This window comes from Xanthomonas sp. WCS2018Noco2-27 (assembly GCF_031843525.1).
Lineage (GTDB): Bacteria > Pseudomonadota > Gammaproteobacteria > Xanthomonadales > Xanthomonadaceae > Xanthomonas.
The window spans coordinates 19,664-43,545 of the sequence record NZ_JAVTIK010000019.1 but is presented as its reverse complement, the minus strand read 5'-3'; the positions used below and the strand labels follow the sequence as shown (position 1 = coordinate 43,545).

General features: G+C 65.5%; 11 protein-coding genes and 2 other RNA genes. 7 read left to right on the top strand and 6 right to left on the bottom strand.

Annotation, left to right across the window (positions count from 1 at the left end; translation table 11 throughout):
* The first annotated feature begins 29 nt into the window (after positions 1-29).
* Together RQH86_RS21040 and RQH86_RS21035 are read left to right on the top strand one after the other, a co-directional pair.
* Entirely contained in the window at positions 30-899 is an 870-nt protein-coding gene (locus tag RQH86_RS21040) for an NmrA/HSCARG family protein (RefSeq protein WP_311238145.1), read from the top strand.
* Between the two features lie 220 nt (positions 900-1,119).
* Positions 1,120-2,658: a S41 family peptidase gene (locus RQH86_RS21035; protein ID WP_311238146.1), complete on the top strand. Its 1,539-nt coding sequence runs from the start codon at positions 1,120-1,122 to the stop codon at positions 2,656-2,658.
* A 94-nt stretch (positions 2,659-2,752) separates the two neighbouring features.
* Here the strand turns inward: RQH86_RS21035 and RQH86_RS21030 are convergent, their stop codons facing one another.
* Entirely contained in the window at positions 2,753-5,167 is a 2,415-nt protein-coding gene (locus RQH86_RS21030) for a penicillin acylase family protein (protein ID WP_311238147.1), read from the bottom strand.
* A gap of 251 nt (positions 5,168-5,418) precedes the next feature.
* Between RQH86_RS21030 and RQH86_RS21025 the strand changes: the two genes are divergently transcribed.
* The 4 genes from RQH86_RS21025 to RQH86_RS21010 all read left to right on the top strand — a co-directional run bounded on the left by RQH86_RS21025 (position 5,419) and on the right by RQH86_RS21010 (position 16,451).
* Positions 5,419-5,495, top strand: a non-coding RNA gene (locus tag RQH86_RS21025) — sX9 sRNA.
* A 346-nt stretch (positions 5,496-5,841) separates the two neighbouring features.
* Positions 5,842-14,379, top strand: coding sequence for a glucoamylase family protein (locus tag RQH86_RS21020; RefSeq protein WP_311238180.1), 8,538 nt, complete (start codon positions 5,842-5,844; stop codon positions 14,377-14,379).
* Positions 14,376-14,597 carry a hypothetical protein gene (locus RQH86_RS21015; protein ID WP_055852685.1) on the top strand — a complete coding sequence of 74 codons (222 nt, stop codon included), beginning with the start codon at positions 14,376-14,378 and terminating at the stop codon, positions 14,595-14,597. Before RQH86_RS21020 ends, RQH86_RS21015 begins: the two co-directional genes overlap by 4 nt.
* A gap of 960 nt (positions 14,598-15,557) precedes the next feature.
* On the top strand, positions 15,558-16,451 hold the full coding sequence (locus RQH86_RS21010) for a LysR family transcriptional regulator (RefSeq protein ID WP_311238148.1): 894 nt from the start codon (positions 15,558-15,560) through the stop codon (positions 16,449-16,451).
* A gap of 42 nt (positions 16,452-16,493) precedes the next feature.
* Here RQH86_RS21010 and RQH86_RS21005 read toward each other — a convergent pair whose 3' ends face one another.
* Together RQH86_RS21005 and RQH86_RS21000 are read right to left on the bottom strand one after the other, a co-directional pair.
* Entirely contained in the window at positions 16,494-17,108 is a 615-nt protein-coding gene (locus RQH86_RS21005; RefSeq protein ID WP_311238149.1) for an FMN-dependent NADH-azoreductase, read from the bottom strand.
* Between the two features lie 244 nt (positions 17,109-17,352).
* Positions 17,353-18,234: a pirin family protein gene (locus RQH86_RS21000; RefSeq protein WP_311238150.1), complete on the bottom strand. Its 882-nt coding sequence runs from the start codon at positions 18,232-18,234 to the stop codon at positions 17,353-17,355.
* A gap of 371 nt (positions 18,235-18,605) precedes the next feature.
* Here RQH86_RS21000 and RQH86_RS20995 point away from each other — a divergent pair, with 371 nt between their 5' ends.
* Complete coding sequence (locus RQH86_RS20995) at positions 18,606-18,950, top strand: hypothetical protein (protein WP_055852673.1); 345 nt, start codon at positions 18,606-18,608, stop codon at positions 18,948-18,950.
* A gap of 354 nt (positions 18,951-19,304) precedes the next feature.
* Here the strand turns inward: RQH86_RS20995 and RQH86_RS20990 are convergent.
* The 3 genes from RQH86_RS20990 to RQH86_RS20980 all read right to left on the bottom strand — a co-directional run bounded on the left by RQH86_RS20990 (position 19,305) and on the right by RQH86_RS20980 (position 23,736).
* Positions 19,305-19,381: non-coding RNA, sX9 sRNA (locus RQH86_RS20990), on the bottom strand.
* 60 nt (positions 19,382-19,441) lie between these two features.
* Positions 19,442-22,534, bottom strand: coding sequence for an efflux RND transporter permease subunit (locus tag RQH86_RS20985; RefSeq protein WP_311238151.1), 3,093 nt, complete (start codon positions 22,532-22,534; stop codon positions 19,442-19,444).
* Entirely contained in the window at positions 22,531-23,736 is a 1,206-nt protein-coding gene (locus tag RQH86_RS20980; protein WP_311238152.1) for an efflux RND transporter periplasmic adaptor subunit, read from the bottom strand. Before RQH86_RS20980 ends, RQH86_RS20985 begins: the two co-directional genes overlap by 4 nt.
* Positions 23,737-23,882 lie beyond the last annotated feature (146 nt).

Below are 23,882 nucleotides of genomic sequence, written 5' to 3'. Positions count from 1 at the left end.
TACCCATCCATCCACAGCAGGAGACTCACATGAGCATTCTCGTTAGCGGTGCCACCGGCACCATCGGTTCCCTCGTCGTCCAGGGTCTGGCCGATGCCGGCGCACAGGTCCACGCGCTGGTGCGCCAGACCGGCAAGCGCGCCTTTCCAGCCGGCGTCACCGAGGTTGTGGCAGACCTCACCGACGTTGCATCGATGCGCGCGGCACTGTCGTCGGCACGCACCTTGTTCCTGTTGAATGCAGTGACACCGGACGAGGTGACGCAGGCGCTGATCGCATTGAATCTTGCCCAGGAAGCAGGCATCGAACGCATCGTTTACTTGTCGGTGATCCATGCCGACAAATTCACCAACGTGCCGCACTTTACTGGCAAGCACACGGTCGAGCGCATGATTGAAAGCCTGAATATTCCTGCGACGATTCTGCGTCCGGCGTACTTCATGCAGAACGAGGCGATGATTCAGAAGACCATCGAAGGCTACGGCGTCTATCCGATGCCGATCGGCGCGACCGGTATTGCCATGATCGATGCGCGCGACATTGCAGACATCGCGGTGATCGAGTTGCTGCGACGCGACCGCGCACCTGCAGCACTTGAGCGCGTCACGCTGGAGCTGGTCGGCCCGCATGCCGTGACCGGCGCTTCCGTCGCGAAGACCTGGAGTTCAGCACTCGGTCGCGAGATCGCCTACGCCGGCGACGACGTGGCGGCATTCGAAGCACAGATGGCTGCGTATGGCCCCTCCTGGCTGGCATACGACATGCGCCTGATGATGGCCGGCATCCAGAAATTCGGCATGCAGGCAGCAGACGGCACGGTGGAAAACTTGCAGGCGATCCTGGGCCGCCCGCTGCGCACCTATGAAGACTTCGTGCGCGAGTCCACTGCGCGGGTTTAAACCCAAGTTGCCAGCAAGCGCGGATATTCCGCGCTTGTTGCGTACAAGCCTCTGTTGGAAGCGTGTGTCGCGTCAAAGACCAACGCGGTGGACGACCGAACAGAGAAACGGACGTCCGCGGACACTTCTGCAGATCGAAAAACCTCAGGGTGTGCGGCCACAGCGCTTGGCATGCCGATTGCTTAAGCCTGTGTACCTTTTCCAGTTCAGGTACCAAAACATGACCGTCACCATCGGTGGGCCATCGCGTACTCCCCAACGGCAACGTCGCGTTCAACGCGCAGTGCTAGCCAGCCTCTTATCGACAGCGTTGCTGGCCGCTGCATCTTGCCTGGCCGCCGATCAAGCGTCGCTCACACCGCAAAAGCCCCTGCAAGGCTGGGCAGCGATGGCTGACAAAGACGTAGACTTTTCACTGCAATGGTTCAAGAACCAATCAATCCTGGCGGTGTATCCAGATCCTGCAGCATTTGAGGCCACGATGGCCAAGGCGCGTCAACAGGCCGATGCCGATATCCAACACGTCACCAACTTCGAAGGCTATCGTCAAACACTCGCGCATTTCTTTTCGACCTTCAACGACGCCCATGCCTATGTGTGGATGCAGCTGCAGGCAAAGACGTATCAATGGCCGGGCTTCCTTGCCAGGTACCAGGGTGGCCGCTTCCTGGTCGCCGGCTCGGACGGAAGCGTGGCAGATGGCTCGGAAATCACCGCCTGCGACGGACAGCCGATGCGCCAATGGTCAGAGCGCATTGCGCTCTACGAGCACATGATCCCGGAAAACATCATCCCCGGGTTGGAGTCGACGCATGCGCGCACTGCGCCGATCATGTTTCGGTATCGGAAAAGCCCATTCCTCAAACGTCCGGAACATTGCACCATCGATGGGCGCAGCGTCGTCCTCGATTGGAAATCCCTGCCGCAAAGCGACCTGACGAAGCTGATGTCGGTGATCAAGCCCGACCTCGGCACGGACGTCGCTGTCACGCCATTCGGTGCGAACGGGGCATGGGTCCGGCTTGGCAATTTTTCGCCGGCGAACAGACAGCAATCGGATCAATTCCAGGCGTTGTACCGCACGGCTCCATCGCTACGCGACAAGTCGGTAATCGTCTTGGACGTCCGCGGCAACGTGGGCGGACCTTATGAGTGGTTCATGGGTGTGCTGCGAGCGCTCTATGGCAACGACTACACCAACTATTACGCAAGAGAGCGGCTGAAGATTTCGGCCGTCTATCGGCTCACCAAACAGTCGGTCGACACCTCGACGTTTTCCCCCGCCAGCCCTGGCGCAGACGCGCCAGCAGCTGCACCGCCGGACGGCATTACCTACGATGAAGACAACAAGCTCTCCCTGGCGGCAATGGCGCGTGGGGACCAGTTGCTACATGCGCCTGCCAATGCAGAACGAATCGCCAAGCCAAAACGACGGCCGATCAACCCCGTGCACGCGCGCGTGCTGGTGCTCACCGACTACGACTGTGGCAGCGCCTGCATCGGATTTGTCGACGAGCTGAAGCAGTTTCCAGGCGTGCTGCAGGTGGGCACCGAAACCTTCGTCGATGCGCGCACCGGCTCGCCGATGACGGCCATGCTCCCAAGCGGCAATGGCGGTATCGCCGTGCCTTACATGACGCGCGACGGACGGCCACGCAACGACAACGTGCCACAGAAGCCGGATATCGCGTTCACCGGCAACATCGACGACACCGCCGCGGTGCAGGCATGGCTTGAGCAAATCCTGAGCACCCCCTGATACAGGCTGTGGCCGTTGGGTTTTCTGCGCTGAGTGGTCTGTTTCCAGACGCCGCGCCGGTGTAGAGAACGCCGCGCTTGCCTGCCTGGGCGTGCTACCGGGCTCTGCTTGCCGGTGCGCGCGCCGGCACCAGATCGAACACTTGCTCGGTTGCCGCGTCGACCGCTGCACGCGTGTACAGCAACGGGAAATATTTGCCCTGCAGCCATAGTGGCGCCAGATCGCGGTAATGCGGGCTGGCCGGGTCGCCGGATTGGCCGGGGTAGTTCACCGCACGCGAATTGTCCCAGTCGCCAAGGTCGATGATCAGACGTGCGGACGGGCCGATAGTCTGGCGGAAATCTTTGGGGTCGTAACTGGATTGATTGGGCGTGTAAGGGCTGCCGCCCTTGGGGAATGGGCCGACATCCAGCCGTGCGCGTTCGCTGCCGAGCGCGGCGCTCATCGCATGGGTAACGCTGTTGGTGTGCAGCTTGCCCCACTGCCATTGCGCCGGATCCGGCCCTTGCTGGTCGACCAATGACTGGTATGCGCTGCGCAGCGACTCCAGCAGCAACTGGTCGCGGCGTGCGGCAGGGTTGGACCCGAACGCAACGCCCGGATGCTCCAGCGCGTCCATCAGCACCGCGGCGTCGGGCATGCCGAAGGTGGCTGCCTCCACCGGGCGCAGGACCAGCGCTTTGTAAGCCGCGCCGAGATAACTGCTGAACCACACTTCTTCCAGCGCGGCAGCGGCAGAGGTTGCGCTGACCTCGCCGTTCCACGGTCGCAGCAGCGCCAATGCCGCGTTGGTCGCCGGGTCCTGCGCGTGCAGCGGTTGGAGCAAGACCACCAGCCGCTGTGCCAGCAACGACACCTGGTCGTTCTGCAACTGCTGCGAATCCTGCAGGGCCACCTTGGGCAACTGCGCGAGCACCTGGGTGATGCGCGCGTGCCGCGCGTCGTTGGCCCATTCGAAGCCGATCTTGCGTGCCAGGGATGGATCGCCGGCCGGCAGATTCATCTCGTTGGAGGTGGTGATGAAGCCGGAAGCGGGGTTCTTCGATGAGGGCAAGATATCGCTGTTCCAGAAGCCGCTCCACTCGTAGCGGCCATCGCCGGGAACCGGCAGCAACCCATCCGAATGTTCGCGGCGCGGGGTCATGCCGGCCGTCGCCCAACCGATGGTGCCGTGCACGTCGGCATAGACCTGATTCACCGATGGCGCGCCCCAGTGTGCGAGCGCGTCCTTAAACTGCTCGAACGATGCGCTGCGCAGATAACGCAGCGACCCCAGGTACGGTGCCGCACCGGGTTGGCTCCAGACCGAGCGAATGGCGTAGGCGATGTGCTTGTCCGCATCGACATAGATCACCGGCCCATGCCGGGTGAATTGCAGCTCCACCGGCACCGACGCAGCATCGCGCACTGCAATGGACGCGTGCTGCGTGTGCATCGGCTCCCAATGGCCCTGATACCAATACGACGTGTGATCGGCCGGGTTCAAACGGTAGACATCGAGATCTTCCTGATCGATGTTGAAGATGGTCAGGCCGAAAGCGCTGCTGCGGTTGTGGCCGATCGCGATGCCCGGCGCGGTGGGCTCGCCGGCGCCGATGATGTCCAGCCCAGGGCTGTTGAGATGCACGAAGTAACGCAGGCTGGGCACGGTGTACGCGCGGTGCGGATCGTCCGCCAGCACCGCATGACCGGTGGCCGATTTGTGCGGGGCAATCACCCAATTGTTGCTGCCTTCTGCAGCGGCCTCTTCTTCCGGGCGTAGCGCTGCGGTGTCTGCGATGGCGCTGCGCGGGTGGGTATCGGCGCTCAGCCTGGGGCTTTGCGTGGCCAGCTCGTAGACCTTCAACACCGCGTCCGGAAGGCAGGGATCCAGTCCTTCGGGCACCTTCGTGGTCCAGGCCGGCTGCAGTTTCAGCCGGATCGCGTCGACGCTTAGCGCAGCCTTGCAAGCGACCTTGGCGCGGGCGACCTCGCTTTTGACGTTGCGGCTCAAACCGGTGGTGCGGATGCGCAGCACGTCTTCTGGCGACCATGTCTGCGGTCGATAAGCGAAGGCGCGGAATTCGTACGGCAGCGCCTGTGGATGCGCATCCAGCCAGGCGATGTAGGCATTGATGCCGGCAACGAATCGGCTGACGTCGCGCTGTGCATCGGGGCCGTAGCTGGCCCATTCGGCGTGCATGTCGCCGCGATACAGAAACAGCCGCGAGGCGCGGTCCTGTTCGACATAGGCCGGCCCGAAGGCATCGGCAAGCTGGCCCAGCCCTTTGCGACGCAGCAGGTCGAGCTGAAACAGGCGGTCGCGCGCGACGTTGAATCCCTGCACAAAGAACGCGTCGCTATCGGTGCGGGCGTAGATGTGCGCCACGCCCCAACGATCGACGCGAATCTGCGCCGGCTGTTCCAACCCGGCAACGCTCATGGACGATTGCGATGGCGCGGCATTGCCATGCAGGCTCAAACTGCTCAGCAGCAGGCACAGCACCCACCGGTGTGTTGTGTGGAACATGGGTGACGCCTTGTGAACGCAGAAAGGAAGATGCCGCACGCCTGCACGATGACACAGGCAGCAAGCACAGCGTGCCGCATTGGCGGCGTGTGCTCACACCGATTGCAGAATGCCCGGCGCAGCAAGCGAATCATGCTGGTCGCTGCTACGCCTTCGATCCATCGTGGGTGCAGTCAATCCATCGCTCCAAGAGCAGCTAACAAAGTAACTGTGCGCACCGCCAGGCAGGCGCGGCCTGTGCTCGGTGCGGCATGGACCACGCGTACACGCCGGTTATGAGCGCCCCGTCCACATCCATCTGGTAACTGCTCGCTACGTTTTATTTGCCAATCTAAATGCACACGCACCCACAACTGTCGCGTTGGCTTGATCGCATGCTGCACGTCTGCATTCGACGATGCCATGCGCCGCATGCGCCGACATCGATCGCCGACATCACGTGGCATCGCGCGTTGCACATGCATCCCCCTTCACATGTCGCCTAACGCGAGCGCGCATGATCGTGGCTCTAGCGGCACTTATGCTGCACAGGCAATGTCTCCATGCCGCCAAAGCGGAAAGCGTCTGCGTTCTCTCTCTGGTGGCAATCGATTACCCAACCAGCACGATCACTACAAGCGCATCCGGTCCGTGATGCGGTCGCACCGGGCGTTACCTTGCTCGGCGACGAGCAGATGGAAACGCTGGCGCGTGCGCTGGCAACCTCGCACGCGCTCTACACCGGGCCGGCACGCGAGCTGTTGTTGTCGGGGCTCAAGTTCAACCAACGCGCGCTCGACGGTGCAGCATCGCGCCTGACCGAGATGGCAGCCGATGGCGTGCGATTGCATCCTGCCGGCGAGTGGTTGCTGGACAACTATTATCTGATCGAAGAGCAGATGCGCCTGGCGCGGCTGCATCTTCCGCCCGGCTACAGCCGGCAACTGCCGCGTCTGCGCACCGCCACCGCAATCGGCCTGCCGCGGGTCTACGAGTTGGGCCTGCAGGTCGTCGCGCATGGCGACGGGCGTGTGGATGCGATCACGCTGAGCCGTTTCATTGCGGCCTATCAACAGGTGGCACCGCTCAAACTCGGCGAGCTGTGGGCGATTCCAATCGTGCTGCGGCTGGCATTGCTCGACAACGTGCGCCGCATTGCCGACGGCATCATGCACGACGGGCGTGACAACGCCCTCGCCGCGGACTGGGCGGCCTTGCTCAACGCCACTGCCGCCTCCCAGCCCAAGGATGTGGTGGTGGTGGTGGCCGATCTGGCGCGCTCGCAACCGCCGGCCACTGGCGCGTTCGTCGCTGAGTTGACGCGCGGCATCCAGGGCCGCGGCCCGGTGCTGTCGATGGCCAGTGCCTGGGTGGAGCAATGGCTGGCCAGCGAAGGCCAGAGCGTGGAGGGGCTGGTGCATGCCGAAAGCCAACGCCAGGCGGCCGAACAGGTGGCGATCAGCAACAGTATCGGCAGCCTGCGGTTTCTGGATGAAATGGATTGGCGCGAATTCGTCGAAAGCATGAGTGTGGTGGAGCAGCACCTGCGCAGCGACCCGGCCGATGTCTATGCGCGCATGGATTTTCAGACCCGCGATGCCTACCGGCATGTGGTGGAGCACCTGGCCCAGCGCATGCACTGCGACGAACCGGCGGTGGCGCAGACGGTAGTACAGCTGGCCGCGCAGGCCAGCGCCGACGCGCCGGTGACCGCCCATGTGGGCTATTACCTGGTGGATGCGGGGCTGCCGACGTTGCGTGCCGCGCTGCGCGCGCCATCCACGTCCGCGCGCCCGACGCCATTGCCGCGCGGGCGGCGCGCACGCCGCGTTGCGCTGCCGGTGTATCTGTTGCCGATCGCATTGATCGCCCTGCTATGGACCGGCCTCTTGCTGCAGGGCGTGAGCGCACTGCCAGCGGCGCTGTGGTGGACCACCGCCGGTCTCGCACTACTGGCCGCCAGCGAGTTGGGTATTGCCTTGGTCAATTGGGTGGCGACGCTGTGGGTACGCCCGCATCCGTTGCCGCGCATGGACCTCCGCCTGGGCATTCCACCGGATTGCCGCACGCTGGTGGTGATGCCGAGCATGCTGGCCAGTGCCGATGCCATCGATGAGCTGGTCGGCGCATTGGAGGTGCATTACCTGGCCAACCGCGACGAGCAGCTGTACTTCGCGCTGCTCACCGATTTTCTCGATGCCGCGCAGGCCTTGTTACCTGCCGACATGGCGCTGGTGGCGCATGCGACGCAACACATCGATCGGCTCAACGCGGCGTATGCCGACGCGCATGTCGATCGGTTCTTCCTGCTGCATCGCGCACGCGAGTGGAACGCCCACGAGGGCTGCTGGATGGGCGCAGAGCGCAAGCGCGGCAAGCTGGAAGCACTCAACCGCCTGCTCTGCGCGGAAGATGCGCCGCTGCAGGCAGCCAACGACTTCCTGCAGGTGCAAGGCGATGTCGCCGCGCTGGTGCAGGTGCGTTATGTGATCACGCTCGATAGCGACACCCACCTGCCTCGGGATGCAGCGCGCGCATTGGTCGGCGCGATGTCGCATCCGTTGAATGTGCCGCGCATGGATGCGTCCGGGCAGATCATCGAAGCCGGTTACGGCATCCTGCAGCCTGGCTTGGGCACCGGCATGAGCGAGGGCGGCGAATCGCGCTTTGCACGCATGTTCGGCATCGAGCCGGGCATCGACCCGTACACGCGCGTGGTGTCGGACGTGTATCAGGACCTGTTCGGCGAAGGCTCCTTCATCGGCAAGGGCATCTATGCCGTGGCCACCTTCGAGCAAGTGCTGGCCGGCCGCTTCCCCGACAACCGCGTGCTCAGCCACGACCTGCTGGAAGGCTGCTATGTACGCGCCGGTTTGCTCAGCGACGTGCGCCTGTACGAGCGTCATCCGCAGCGCTATGCCACCGATGCCAAGCGCCGCGCGCGCTGGGTGCGTGGCGACTGGCAGCTCTTGCCGTGGCTGCTGCCTTGGGTGCCCGACCGGGGTGGCCGGCGCGCGCGCAATCCGCTGTCGTGGTTGTCGCGCGGCAAGCTGCTGGACAACCTGCGCCGCAGCCTGGTGGCACCGGCCGCTTTCGGCTTGTTGCTGATCGGCTGGCTGTGCTCGCCTACACCGCTGCGTTGGACGCTCTGGCTGTTGGTGCTGTGGCTGCTGCCGGGGCTGTGTTCGGCGCTGTATGCGCTGGCACATCCACCCGAAGGCCTGGGGCTGCGTCATCACGCGCGCCAGGTGGGGGTGGGGCTGCGCCAGCATCTGCTGCGCACCGGTGTGGTGCTGGCCTGCCTGCCGTTCGAGGCAGGGCTGCAGCTGGCGGCCATCGCCCGCACGCTACTGCGGATGACGATCACCCATCGCCATCTGTTGCAGTGGGCGCCATCCAGCGAAGTGGAACGCAGCGCGCGCAGCGGCAATGCCGAACACCCCCTGATGGCCGGCGCCGCCTGCAGTGCGGCGCTGGTGGTTGCGGCGGTGGCGTGGTGGTCGCCGTCGGCCTTGTGGGCGGCGCTGCCGCTGGGGCTGGCGTGGTTGGGTGCGCCCTGGCTGATGGCCTGGCTGGGCGAACAGCCCGCCGCGCCGGTGGCGCAGTTGTCGCAGGAGCAGCGCGATTTCCTCGGCGGATTATCGCGGCGTACCTGGGCGTTCTTCGAGAGCCATAGCACCGCGCAGCACCATTGGCTGCCGCCGGACAACGTGCAGGAATACCCGGTCACGGTGGTGGCCAACCGCACCTCGCCGACCAACATCGGGCTGGGGTTGCTGGCCAACCTGGCCGCCTACGATCTGGGCTACCTGACCGTAGCCGGCGTGATGACCCGCGTGGCCGACACGCTGACCACGCTGGAATCGCTACCGCGTCACCGCGGCCATTTCTACAACTGGTACGACACCGAAACGCTGGCGCCGCTACTACCGCGCTATGTCTCCACCGTCGATAGCGGCAACCTGGTCGGGCATCTGCTGACGCTGCGGCAAGGGCTGCTGGCGCTGGTGGATGCGCCGGCGGTGTCGATGGCGGTGTTCGACGGGCTGGCCGACACGCTTGGCGTGCTGAGCATGCAAGCGACGCCGCGCAGCGACGATGCCACCGCTGCACTGCGCGCGATGACGCAGCGCGTGCAGGCGATCCGCAACCAGCCCACGCCGACCCTGCACCAGGCCGATGCCGCCCTGCGGCTGTTGTTGGCACAGAGCCAATCGCTTCTGGCGGCGATGCCGAGCACGGGCGATGACGAAGAGCCCTGGCCGCAGCGCCTGGTGGACTGTTGCAAGGCGACGTTGGACGAGGTGAGCCAGTGCGCGCCGGCACTCGCCAGCCCCTCTCCACACACAGCGGAAGAAGCCTCCCAGGCGATCGCCACGTTGCGGCAACTGGCCGACGGCGACCAGCCGACGCAGGTGCAGACCTGGGCCGCCACGCGCGTACAGGAGCTGCAACGGCTTGCGCATATCGCCGGGCAACTGGCGCAGATGGACTACGGCTTTCTCTACAACCGTGCCCAGCAGTTGTTGTCGATCGGCTACAACGTGGACGACCGCCGCCTGGATAGCGGCCATTACGACCTGCTGGCCTCGGAGGCGCGCTTAGGGCTCTTCGTGGCGATCGCCCAGGGCAAGCTGCCGCAGGACAGCTGGTTCGCGCTTGGGCGCACGCTGACCGATACCGGCGCCGAGCCGACGCTGTTGTCGTGGAGCGGCTCGATGTTCGAGTACCTGATGCCCGACCTGGTGATGCCCAGCTACCCGCAGACGCTGCTGAGCCGCTCGATGCGCGGCGCGGTGCAGGCGCAGATCCGCTACGGCGCGGCGCGCGATGTGCCGTGGGGCGTGTCCGAATCGGGCTACAACACGGTCGATACGCGGCGCAATTATCAATACCGCGCGTTCGGCGTCCCCGGGCTGGGGCTCAAGCGCGGGCTGGGCCAGGATCTGGTGATCGCGCCCTATGCCAGCGCGATGGCGTTGATGGTCGAACCGGATGCGGCCTGCCGCAATCTGCAGCAACTGCAGGCGCTGGGCTTCGGCGGCCGCTTCGGTCTGTACGAGGCGATCGATTACACGCCCTCGCGGGTGCCGCGTGGCGAACAACACGCCGTGGTGCGCTCGTTCATGTCGCATCACCAGGGCATGGCGCTGCTGGCGCTGGATCACGTGTTGCGCGATGCGCCGATGCAACAACGCTTTGTCGCCGATCCGCAATTCCAGGCCACGTTGTTGCTGTTGCAGGAGCGCGCACCGCGTGCCGGCGTCTACGTCAAAGGCCTGGTCGAAGCAGCCGAACGCCCGGTCGCCACCGAGGCGGGCATGGCGCTGCGTATCCATCGCGATCCCAACCTGGCGCAGCCGGCGTTGCAACTGCTCTCCAACGGGCGTTACCACGGCATGTTGACCTCCGCCGGCGGTGGCTACAGCCGTGCACGCGACATGGCAGTCACCCGCTGGCGCGAGGACGGCACCCGCGATCACTGGGGCACGTTCTGCTATCTGCGCGATGTGGACAGCGGCGCGGTGTGGTCGGCCGCGCACCAGCCGACCTGCGTGCCGGTAGAGCGCTACGAAGCGATCTTTTCCGATGCAAAGGCCGAGTTCAAGGGCAGCCACCAGCGGTACGACAGCCATCTGGAAATCGCCATCTCCGCCGAGGACGATGTGGAACTGCGCCGCTTGCGCATCCGCAACCGCTCGCGGCAGACGCGGGTCATCGAGATCACCACCTACGCCGAAGTGGTGCTGGCGCCGGCCGCCTCCGATGAGGCGCATCCGGCTTTCAGCAACCTGTTCGTGCAGACCGAGATCCTGGCCGACCGACAGGCCCTGCTGTGCACACGCCGACCGCGCGGGCACGACGAGGCGCAGCCGTGGATGCTGCATCTGGTGGCGGTGCACGACGCCGATGTGGCGACGATCTCCTACGAGACCGACCGCGCCGCGTTCATCGGGCGGGGACGCAGCACCCGCAATCCGGCGGCCCTGAGCGAACAGACCGCGCTGTCGGGCGCGGCCGGCTCGGTGCTGGACCCGATCGTGGCGATCCGCTGCCGTATTTCGCTGGCGCCCGATCAGCAAGCGCAGGTCGACATGGTCTACGGCGTGGGCACCCAACGCACCGCCTGCACCGCGTTGATCGACAAGTACCGCGACCGCCGTCTGGCCGACCGGGTGTTCGATCTGGCACTGACCCAGAGTCAGGTCACGCGCCGGCAGATCAATGCTTCGTTGGCCGATGCGATGCTCTACGAGCGGCTGGCCGCGCGCGTGCTGTTCGTCGACCCGCAACTGCGCGCCGACAACGAGGTACTGCTGCACAACCACCGCGGCCAGTCGGCGCTGTGGAGTCACGCCATCTCCGGCGATCTGCCGATCGTGCTGTTGCGCATCACCGACCCGGACAATCTCGAACTGGCGCGCCAGCTGGTGCAGGCGCATGCGTACTGGCGCCTGAAAGGCCTGCGTGCGGACCTGGTGATCTGGAACGAAAGCCAGGCCGGCTATCGCCAGCAGTTGCAGGACGCCATCCTGGGCCTGATCGCTGCCGATCCCGAAGCCAATGTGCTCGACCGCCCCGGCGGTATTTTCGTGCGCGCCATCGAACACATTTCGCAGGAAGACCGCGTGCTGTTGCAGACCGTGGCACGCGCGATCCTGAGCGATGCCAACGGTACCCTGGACGCGCAACTGCAGCGCCACCCCAGCGCACGTGCGCACCCGCCGCTGCTGGAGCCGATCCAGCAACTGGACAGCGCCGACGCGTTGGCCAGCACCCACGCCGCTTACCTGGACCACACCCTGCAGGCCGCAGCCGAAGAAGCGGTGCTGTTCGACAACGGCCTGGGCGCATTCGCCGCCGACGGCCGCGAATACCGCATCACCCTGGACGAAGGCACCGCCACGCCGGCGCCGTGGTGCAACGTGATGGCCAATGCGCAGTTCGGCAGCGTGGTCAGCGACAGCAGCCCCGGTTACAGCTGGGCCGAGAACGCGCACGAATTCCGGCTCACGCCGTGGCATAACGACCCGGTCGGCGATGCCTCCAGCGAAGCGTTCTATCTGCGCGACGATGACACCGGCGAGGTGTGGTCGCCGATGGCACTGCCATGCCGCGGCAACGGTCGCTATACCGTGCGCCACGGCTTCGGCTATAGCGTCTACAGCCATATCGAACACGGTATCGGCAGCGAGCTGTGGGTGTTCGTCGATGTGGAGCGGCCGATCAAGTTCAGCCATCTACGGCTGAAGAATCTGTCCGGGCGCCCGCGCCGGCTCAGCGTCACCGGGTATGTGGAATGGGTGCTCGGCGACATCCGCGCACGCTCGCAACTGCATGTGGTCAGCGAGGTGGATCTGGGCAGCAGCGTGCTGACCGCGCGCAACCCGTACAACACCGAGTTCGACGGGCGCGTGGCGTTCTTCGATGCCGATGCGCCCAGCCGCAGCATTACCGCCGACCGCAGCGAATTCCTCGGGCGCAACGGCAGCCTGGCCGCACCCGCCGCGCTCACTCGGCAGCGCTTGTCCGGGCGCGTGGGTGCCGGCCTGGACCCGTGCGCGGCGATCCAGATTCCGGTGACGCTGGCGGCCGAACAGACCTTCGAAACGGTGTTCCGCCTTGGTGCGGCCGCCGATCGCGCCAGCGCAGTGACGCTGGCACGTCAAAGCCGTGGCGTGGCCACCGCGCACACCGCGTTGCTGGCGGTGCGTGCGCACTGGCAGCAGATTCTGGGCACCGTGCAGGTGAGCACGCCCGATGCGGCGGTGGATCTGCTGGCCAATGGCTGGCTGCTCTACCAGACCATCGCCTGCCGCTTCCTGGCACGCAGCGGCTACTACCAGTCCGGTGGCGCGTTCGGCTTCCGCGATCAGTTGCAGGACAGCATGGCGATGGTGCACGCGCAGCCGGCCCTCACCCGCGCGCATCTGCTGCGCTGCGCCGCGCATCAGTTCGTACAGGGCGATGTGCAGCATTGGTGGCACCCGCCGCAGAACCGGGGGGTGCGCACCCAGTGTTCGGACGATTTTCTGTGGTTGCCACAGGCGCTGTGCCGCTATCTGGACACCACCGCCGATACCAGCGTGCTGGACGAGCGCGTGGGTTTCATCGACGGGCGCGAACTCAAGCCCGACGAAGAATCGTATTACGACCTGCCCCAGCTCACCGGCAACATGCAGTCGCTGTATGCGCATAGCGTGCTCGCCCTGCAACGTGGCATGACCCGGCTGGGCGAACGCGGCCTGCCGCTGATCGGCAGCGGCGATTGGAACGACGGCATGAACCGGGTCGGCAAGGACGGCAAGGGCGAGAGCGTGTGGCTGGGCTTTTTCCTCTACGACACGCTGCTGCGTTTCGCAGACGTGGCCGCGCAGCGCGACGATGCGGCATTCGCCGCGACCTGTCGCACACATGCACAAGCTCTGCGCGCATCGCTGGAGCAGCACGCCTGGGATGGTGGCTGGTACCGGCGTGCGTGGTTCGACGATGGCACCCCGCTGGGCGCAAGTGACTCGGACGAATGCCGTATCGATTCGTTGTCGCAGAGCTGGGCGGTGCTATCCGGCGCGATGGACCCGGCGCGCAGTGTGCAAGCGATGGACGCGATGCACCAGCATCTGGTCGACACCGACGCCGGCATCGTCAAGCTGCTGATGCCGCCGTTCGATCGCACCGAACACGACCCCGGTTATATCCGTGGCTACGTCCCCGGCGTGCGCGAGAACGGCGGCCAGTACACCCATGCAGCGGTGTGGGCGACGATGGCCTTCGCGCATCTGGGCGACAGCGCGCGGGCCTGGCAACTGGCCGGCATGATCAACCCGATCCACCATGCCCGCGATGCAGCGGCGGTGCAACGCTACAAGGCCGAACCGTATGTGCTGGCCGCCGATGTCTACGCGGTGGCGCCGCACGCCGGCCGCGGTGGCTGGAGCTGGTATACCGGCGCGGCAGGCTGGATGTACCGGCTGCTGACCGAATCGCTGCTCGGCCTGCAACGGCATGGCGAACGCATGCACATCGTGCCGTGCATCCCGGCCGGCTGGCCGGGCTACCAGCTGCGGTATCGCTTCGGCGCCAGCACCTACGTCATCGATGTCACCCAACGCCCAGGTGGCGCGGCACGGCTGGAGATTGATGGCGTGCTGCAGGCCGAGCTTGCTTTCACTCTCATCGACGACGGTGCGGTCCACGCTGTGGCTCTGGACTGGCCGGGAGACGCGACATGAGCCTGCACACACGCACCCACACCAATCATCAGCTTTCCGAGCTAGGCAAGATGCTGTCGGTCTGGCCGCAGCGGGTGCGCGACCCCAGCCAGTTCTGGCCGCAGTTCGATGCACTGGCGCAGGACATTCTGGACGAGGCCGCCGACGCCGATCTGCAGCGGGTGCAGGACCGCCTGCAACAGTTGTTGCAGCGTCACGGGCTCACGCGCACGCAATAAGTGTCCCGCAAGCGGCGAGAACGCCGCACCAGAAAGTTGGTCGGTCGCCCGCTAAAAGCTGAGCGTCTCGCAAGTTGCATGGGCTTGGTGGTGCGTGTCGCAGAGCGACACGATAGCTGACCAATCAGAAGTAAGTCCTGCATTGCTTGCGCTACGCACACCGACCATTTCGACTGGTCCTTGCCCGCTCACCATCGCGGGAATTTATGCGGCATTGATGCCGCAGAAGAACTTACATGGGCGTATTTGCAGCGTGTCCCGCGACGGTGAACGGGCAAGGGCCCTGCAACCAAGCTGCACATCACTCGCTTTGCATCTGATCTATCCGAAATGTCTAATCCATCGAGACACAAGATGCAAAAGCGGCCAAGGATTTGAGTCGTACAGGCGTTTGGATACAGTCAAAAGCTGAGTTATTCGAGGGCGCGGTGCCCTCACCGCTCGCGGGACACGCCGCAAGTACGTCCGTGTAGGCTCGGTGGCGGCATCCATGCCGCCACACGGTCCCGCAATCGGCGAAAACACCGCACCAGAAAGTTGGTCGGTTGCTTTGTTGAAGACATGCACACCGACCATCTCGACCGGTCCTTGCCCGCCCACCGTCGCGGGACCTTACGTGGCATGGATGCCGCGTAAGAGCTTACAAGGACGTACTTGCAGCGTGTCCCGCGATGGTGGGCGGGTAAGGGCCCCGCAGCAAGCACGCAGCAAGCACGCAGCACCAATGCTCTACGCATGCCTTACCGCACCGTTCCACCACATCTGAGCAAGCAAGATTTTGCAACTTGGCTTCGTTAGACGCAGCGTCAAAATCTCAATCAACCGAGCGCGGGCAACAAGGTATGACGCGCTTTACCGCTAGTGCACCTGAGCTACCGCATACAGCACCCGACGCCGCCATGATCGACTGCGCGCAGGCACCACGCTTAGACTCCGCGTTTACACGCGCCAAGGCCGCTGGTGATCGATCTCAATGACATCGCGCTGTACGTGCAGGTGGTGCGCAGCGGCAGCTTTGCCGAAGCCGCGCGCAGGCTCGGCACCGCCCCCAACAGCGTGAGCCGGCGCGTGCAGCAGCTGGAAGCGCAGCTGGAGACGCGCCTGATGCAGCGCTCCACCCGCAAGCTGACCTTGACCGACGCCGGGCAAGCCTTCTTCGAACGTTGCGCCGATGCGGTGGACGGGCTGACCTCGGCCGGGCAGAGCCTGGTGGCCGATGGCGACGAAGCCGCCGGGCTGGTGCGCGTGGCGGCACCCGCGGATTTTCTGGATTTTTTCCGCATCGAATGGGTCGGCGAATTTCTCGCCGCGCATCCGCGCGTGCGTCTGGAATTCGTGCTCAGCGATGCCAAGGCCGACCTGATCGCCGAACGCATCGATGTGGCCTTCCGTGGCGGCACATTGCCGGACCTGGGGTATGTCGGCCGCCAGATCCTGGCCGACAACAGCGACCTGCTGGTCGCCAGCCCAAACTATCTGCAGGCGCGCGGCAGGCCGCTGCAGGTGGACGACTTGCGGCAGCACGACGGCATCGGCTTCCCGCACCCAAGTGGGCAGATGACCTGGACGCTGATGGGGCCGTCCGGGCTTGCCGAGCAGGTGCAGGTGCAGGCGCGGTTTGCTGCCACCACCGCGCGCGCCTTGCGCCTGGCCGCCGTGGCCGGGCTCGGCATCGCGCTACTGCCGCAGGCACTGACGCGCCCGGATATCGAACAGGGCCACCTGAGCGTGGTGCTGCCGGATTTCCAACGCCGCGGTCAGGGCCTGCACGCGCTCTACCCAAGCCGACGGCATCTGCCGCGTGCGGTCTCGGCGTTTATCCAGGCCGTGACCGTGCGATTGAATGCGCTGTAGGCGCATGGGCAGTAGCGACGCCGCTTGCGGCGTCGCGCCAGCTCAGGCAGCAAGCCCATCGATCTGCTGATGGGCAACGGCAAGACCCGCTTCACGTCCCTCCTTGCCGGTGGCCAGACCCTCGGCAACGATGACCTCCGGGTGATGCAGGCCGACGAAGCCCAGCGCGGTGCGCATGTAGGTTTCGGCATGCTCCAACGACGCCAGCGGCGAGCCGGCGCCATAGAACCCACCGCGCGCCACCGCCAGGATCACCCGCTTGTCGCCGGCTAGCCCTTCGAGCACTCCTTCGGACGTATAGCGGAAGGTCTTGCCGGCCACCAGCACGCGATCGATCCAGGCCTTGAGCTGGGTCGGCACGCTGAAGTTGTACAGCGCCACCCCGATCACCACGGTGTCGGCATCCAGAAATTCCTGCAGCACCGCAGCACCATTAGCCAGGTCGGCGGCCAGTTCCGGCGTCTGATCGGCCGTGGGATTCTGCTGCGCAGCCAGATGCGCGCCGGACAGATGCGCGATCGGGTTGGCGGCCAGATCGCGATGGGTGACGGTGACATCGCCGTTGCGCTGTTGCAGCTTGGCAACGATGCGTGCGCTGAGCTGACGGCTCGCCGAATAGTCGCCGAGGATGCTGGAATCGAGATGAAGCAGTTCCATTGGAATGCCTTTGCTGGATAGGTGGGGGTGTGATGGGTGGCGATGCATGGCTGAGGTGCGCACACATCGACGGTTGGGCGGTGCAGGCCATCGTTGAAGACCTGTCGCCAAGGCTCGGGCGTGCGGTTTTGAAGGCGCATTGCCTTCCGCACGATCGGTAATGCGCTGTATTGCCTGGCAAGCGCTGCGTGTTTGACGCCGCATGCCGGGCAGCCACGTCTCGGCTGCCCGGCATGCGCGCGACTCAGGCCAGGCGGCCTTTGGCGCGCAATTGCTCGCCGATGCGGCGGATCTCCGCCTCGCCCTGCGCCAGTGCGGCGGTGCTGGTGTGCACCGAGTAGTGGCCCATGACCAGGTCGTGCGGGTGCTTGACCGCCGACCCCAGCACGAAGGAGCTCGCACCGACCGACACCACATCGATGGCCTGCTCGGCATCCTTGAACACCGCTATCTGGCCGCTGCCGATGCTCTCGGCCGCGTCCAGCTGCCCGGTGTGCACCGCGATCCAGGCCACGCTGTGGCCGGCCGGCGGCACGTAACGCCAGCGCTCCCCGTCCTGTAGTTGCACGCTCAGATAGGTCATGTCGGCCGGCGCCGGAATCTTGCTTTCCAGCTCGCCGTAGCGACCCAGCAGCACACGCACCGGCCCGGCCACCGGCACATCGGCCGGCGACAGATACAGGCTTTGCGCCGGAGCGTTTTCTTCGGCTGCAGGCAATGCGACCCAAAGCTGGAAGCCCTTGGCCGAGGACTGACCGACCGGCACACCGTCGTGCCACACGCCATTGCCGGCACGCATCCATTCCACACCGCCGGTAGGCAGCGTGCCCTGCTTGCCGGTGCTGTCCTCGTAGCCGACCTCGCCCTCCATCAGGTAGGTGAGCGTGGCAATGCCCGAATGCGGATGCATGCCCATCGGTGCCCCTCCCACCGACGGTTTGACGGTGAACAGGTCCAGGAACACGAACGGCTTGACCAGCTGCCCCAGATCGCCCGGGCTCATCAGCCGGGTGATCGGGCCGCGGGTGGTGCCGCGGGTGCGAAATACCACCGGACGCGTTGTGGCCTGCACGCTTGTCTCGTGCTGCGGTTGATCGGCGTAGGTGGTGGCCAGTTGTGCGTTCATGACAGATCCCTTTGCGGTGGTGGAGCCAGCTGCTCCGGTGATGCAAAGCGTAGAGATGCGCCTATTGATCGACTAGTCGGAAGATTTGGAGTGGAATCGTCCAAAAATCGAAGTAATCCAGCCTGCACAACTTTGCCTCGTTGGTACGCGCGGACGAAATGGCGGCCGGCATACCGCCTGGGCTGCCTGCTCCGAGTGGGGCGGTCACGCGGTCTGGGTGTCTTCGCTCAGCGAGCCGGAGGCTGGGCGCCAACCGCCAGTCCAGGAGCGCACGGCCCTGCGTTGTGGCGCCGCGCCCCAGCGGGCGGCCTTCATGCCACACCAACAACGGGTTCTTCACGCTTGCGCCATTCTTTCGCTGGAGACGCCCGATGATCCGCACCCTCGCCCCGCTCGCTGCCGTCCTGTTGCTCTCGGCCTGCGCTTCCAATCAGGTGGCGCAGGTGCAACCCATCGATGGCGCGATCTCCGGCCAATGCCATATCGAAAAGGTCCGCGGCATCGTGGGTCTGGCCGCAGCGGCGCAGACGGTGGAGCGCGCGCGCGTCGATAGCGACAGCCTGCAGGTCAGCGTGCGGCGCGGCGAGCGCGCCACCGGCGGCACCACCGCCAGCGGTCTGGCCGACCCCGCACAGGGCGCCAGCGAAAGCGGCGGCGATCACCTGAGCATCGAAACCGGCCCGACCAACAACATCACTGCGGTGTATTGCGGCTGAGGGCAACGCGCCCGCTGCGCATCGGTTGGCCGTAGCACGGGCGGTGCGCATCGCTTGGCGGAGCGCACCGCGCAGCACCTGGGCTCTGACGTGAGAGGTGTCGGTGGCCGTTGACGCACCGCCCTCACGTTGCTGCTTTGTACGGGCGCCAGCGCACAGATGCCGAGCGCTGGCCGCCTGCTGGTCACCCAAACGGGTGGCGACGCGTTTCAGCGTGGCTGACACAGCGGCGCGAACGGCCGCCAGATCGGAGATGGACGGCATTGAGCAACCGCAGCCAACGCACACGGCAACCAGATTCCGCGCACCGGCTGCGGCCGCCTGGCGGCTGCGTCGTCGGTTGCTTCTTGGAGCGGTAAACGCAAGCTGGCAAGCAGTCGTCAGCTAGGCGTGGGTGGCGCGCCCGAAACCGCAGTGCACGGGTGGTCCATGCCGTACCGAGCGCTGGTTGTGCCCACCTGCGGAGCGCGCCGTCGTTTTGTTAGCCGCGCTTAGTCTGCCGCACGCGCTTGGCCGCCCGGATCATCATCCACCCGCCTAAACGCGCCGCGCCAACGCCGATGCAGCCATGTTCGACCATCGTGGATGCAGCTGAAAACCGCAGGCACCACCACCAGGCACAGCAGGGTCGAACTGATCAATCCCCCGATCACCGCGATGGCCATCGGCTGGCGGAAACTGGCATCGGCACCAAAACCCAACGCAATCGGCAGCATGCCGGCGATCATGGCCACGGTGGTCATCACGATCGGGCGCGCGCGCTTGTGGCACGCATCGAGCAAGGCGACGTCGACCGACACTGCGCCATCGCGGATCGCGATCACCGCGTATTCCACCAACAGAATCGAGTTCTTGGTGACGATGCCCATCAGCATCACCAGGCCGATCATCGACGGCACATCAAGCTCGCTGCCGCACAACAACAGCGCAATGAAGGCGCCGCCGAGCGAGAGCGGAATGGCCGACAGGATCGTCAACGGTTGGAAGAAATCGTTGAACAGCAGGATCAGCACGCACAGCATGCACAAGGTGGCGATCGCGATCGCCAGCAGCAATCCGGACGACAATTCCGCCGCCACTTCGGCATCGCCGGACTGGATCAGCGACACGTTCGCAGGCAGGTGCTGGATGGCGGCGCGCGTGGTGGCCAAGGCCATCGCCTTGCTCAACGGCATGTCGCCCAGGTCGGCGCTCACCGTGACGTAGCGTTGGCGATCGTAGCGATTGATCTCGGTCGGCCCGCTCTCCATCGCCAACACCGCCACGCTGGACAACGGCACCAGCCCATTGCGCGATTGCACGCGCAGGTTGGACAACGCCTCCAGATCGGCACTGACCCGGTCGGGAACCTGCACGCGGATATTGATCTGCCGGTTGTCCAGATTGAGCTTGGCAAGTTGCGGTTCGAAATCGCCGCTGGTCGCGGTGCGCAGGGTCTGGCCGATATCGGCGCTGCTCACCCCATAGCGGGCGGTCTGGCGCTGGATCGGCCGCGCCACCAGCTCCGGGCGTTGCAGGCCTGCGGTGGTACGCACACCCGACAGGCCGGCCGAGCGCAATTGGCTTGCGAACGCAGCGACGGTGGCATTGAGGGCATCTTCCGATTCGCTGGTCAGAATCATCGACAGGTGTTCGCCCGGCCCACCGCCGCTCACGGTGACGCGTGCGCCGGTGATGTTGACCACCACCCGCCGCACCGCGCGCTCGATCTGCGCCTGCGCCGCACGCGTCTTGCGCGGCGACAACACCAGGGTCATCTCGGCCTTGCGGACCTCGGCCACTTGCGCACCGCCCCCGCCCGCAGTGCCGCCGATGCTGGTGAACACCGCGCCGACACCGTCGATGCGGCCGACCGCCGCGCGCACCCGCTCGGTGACCTGACGGGTCTGCCCGATGTCGCTTTCCGGTCCCAGCTCGACGCTAACGGTGATGAAGCCGCGGTCGCTGGGTGGCACCAGGCCTTTGGACAGCAACGGCAACAACGCCAGCGACAGCAGCAGAAACACGCCGGCAGCGCCCAACGTCGCCGCGCGATGCCGCAGGCTCCACTGCACCATCTGCAGGTAGCGCGCGGTCACCGCACCGGTCGCCGGCTCGGATGGATCGCTGTGCCGCGCGCCAAGAAAGGTGGCCGCCATGATTGGGGTGATCAGCCGCGCCACCATCAACGAGGCAACCACCGCAATCACCGCAGTCCAGCCGAACTGTTTGAAGAACAATCCCGGGATGCCGCCCATCAACGTGGTCGGCACAAACACCACCACCAGCGTCGCGGTGGTGGCCATGACCACCAAGGCGATTTCGTTGACCGCATCGGCGGTTGCCTGAAACGCGGATTTGCCCATGCGCCGATGACGTTCGATGTTTTCGATCTCGACGATGGCGTCGTCGACCAGGATGCCGACCACCACTGCCAGGGCCAGCAAGGTCAGCGTATTGAGCGAGTAGTCCAGCCACCACATCACCGCAAACGCCGGCAGGATGGACAACGGCAGCGCCGATGCGGCGATCAGGGTCGCGCGCCAGTCGCGCAGGAACAGCCACACCACCAGCACCGCCAGCAGTGCGCCCTCGTACAGCATCGACATCGAGCCTTCGAATTGCTCCAGGGTGTAGGCCACGGTGCCGGAGACCGGGGTGATGCGCAGCGAGGGGTCGGTGTGTTGCAACTGCTGCAGCGCCTGCGCAACGCCTTCGGCGATTTTGGTCTCGTCGAAGCCCTTGGTGCGATACAGGCTGAGCCCGATCACCGGCTTACCGTCGAGCAGCGCAGCCTGCCGACGGTCGGCGATGCCATCGCGTACGCGCGCGATCTGCTCCAGGCGCACGCTGCCGCCGGCTGCGAGCGCAATCGACATGCCAGGCAATTGCGCGGCCTGCTGCACGCCGGCCAGCGTGCGTACCGATTGCTCGGCGCCGCCCAGTTGCACGCGTCCGCCGGAGGAATCCTGCTGGGTCTGTTGCAGCGCGCGCGACACATCGGACGTGGTCACGCCCAGTGCGGTCATCTGCACCGGATCCACCTCCACCCGGATCTCGCGCTGCACGCCGCCCAGGCGTTGCACGCGGCCCACGCCAGGCACCTTCAGCAGCGCCTTGCTTACGGTATCGTCGACAAACCAGGACAACGCGGTCTCATCCAGCGTTGTCGATGTCACCGCATAGGTCAGGATCGGCGTGCCGGTTTCGGTCACCGCACTGATGGCAGGCTGCAACAGTTCCGGCGGCAACGACGAACGCACCCGGTCGACCGCATCCTTGGTTTCGATCAACGCATCGGACAGCGATTTTTCTAGATGGAATTCGGCAACGATCTGCACCTGTCCATCGCTGATGGTGGTACGCAGATGGCGCAGGCCGCTGACGGTGGCGATGGAGTCTTCCACCTTGCGCGCCACCTCGGTTTCCAGCTGCGCCGGTGCCGCCCCCGGCTGCGTCAAGGCGACAGTGACGGTGGGCAGGTCCATATCCGGCAACGCCTGGATGGAGAGATTGCGAAAGCCGTAGACGCCCGCCAGGGTCAGCAGGAAGAACAGCAACACCGCGGGAATGGGATTGCGCAGCGACCAGGTAGCAAAGTTCATCGTGGCGTACGTGGAATCAGCTGCATGCCGACCAGCGGGCCGGCCGGCGTGGTCTTGACCAACACCGTGTCGCCATCGGCAAGCAACCCGGCCCCCTGCGCCACGATGCGCTCGCCGCCGCTCCACGGCTGCAGCAGTTCGACGTCGGTCCCGACCCGTCGCCCCACCGTCACCGCTTGCGCGCGCACCCTGGATTCGGCGCCGCTGTCGATGATGCGGAACACCAGGCTGCGGCCATCACGCACCACCACACTCGACGCCGGCACCACCAGTGCACTGCTGGCCGGCAACGCCACCGCACCGTCGACGTACATGCCGCCGCGCAGCAGGCGGTCGGGCTGGATATCCGCATACACCACGCCAAGCCGGGAGCGCGCATCCAGCAGCGGCGCGATCTGGCGCACGCGTGCCACGGCGGCACTGCCGTCGGGCAACCGCAGCCGGACGTCCTGGCCTACGGCGATCCGCGCAATCTGCTCGGGTGTGAACTCTCCGCGCCATTCCAGGCGCCCCTGCCGCACCAGCCGAAACAGTTCCTGGCCGCTACTGGCCACCGCGCCCAGCGTGGCGCTCTGCGCGCTGATCAACCCGTCGTCGGGGGCGGTGATGTCGGCTTGCTGCAGCTGCAGCCGGTTGGCATCCAGCTGCGCCTGCGCCACCGCAATCTGGGTGGTGGCGGTCACCGCTTCAGTCACGTAGCGCTGCACTTCCTGGTCGCTCATCGCCCCGGCCGCCTGTACGCGCACGGCACGTGTGCGATTGGTATCGGCCTGGTGTGCAGCCGCCTGTGCTTTGGCCAGGCCCGCACGCAGTTCTGCGCGTGCCGCAAGCAGAGTGGCGGTATCAAAACGTGCCAGCAGCTGCCCGCGCGTCACCACATCGCCGACCGCCACGTTGAGCGTCACCAGCCGCAGTCCGTTACTTTGCGAACCGATCACCGCCTCCTGCCAGGGCGCCACGATCCCGGTCGCCGACAGCGTGCGTGGCCACTCCACCTGGCGTGGCGTGATGGCCGTGACCGACAACGCGGTGATTGGAAGATTCTGGAGCTGCGGCCGGGCGCGCGTGGACCAGCCCCAGCCTGCGGCAATGGCACCACTGGCCAGCAGACACCACATCAGCGGCAAAGCGAAACGTCGCCGTTTGCGCTTGGATGCCGCAGCGTTGGTGCGCACGCTGGCCGTTGTATCGGTTGGGGTCATGGTGGTTACGCGATCTGAGAAAAAGGGGAAAGGGCCACACCAGCACGCGGCACATGCATCTGCGCGCTTGCATGTATGCGGCGGTATCGCGCCAAGAGGCGGCCGGGTGCAGGCCAGGTGTGGCATTGCGCGCACTCTCTGCCAAC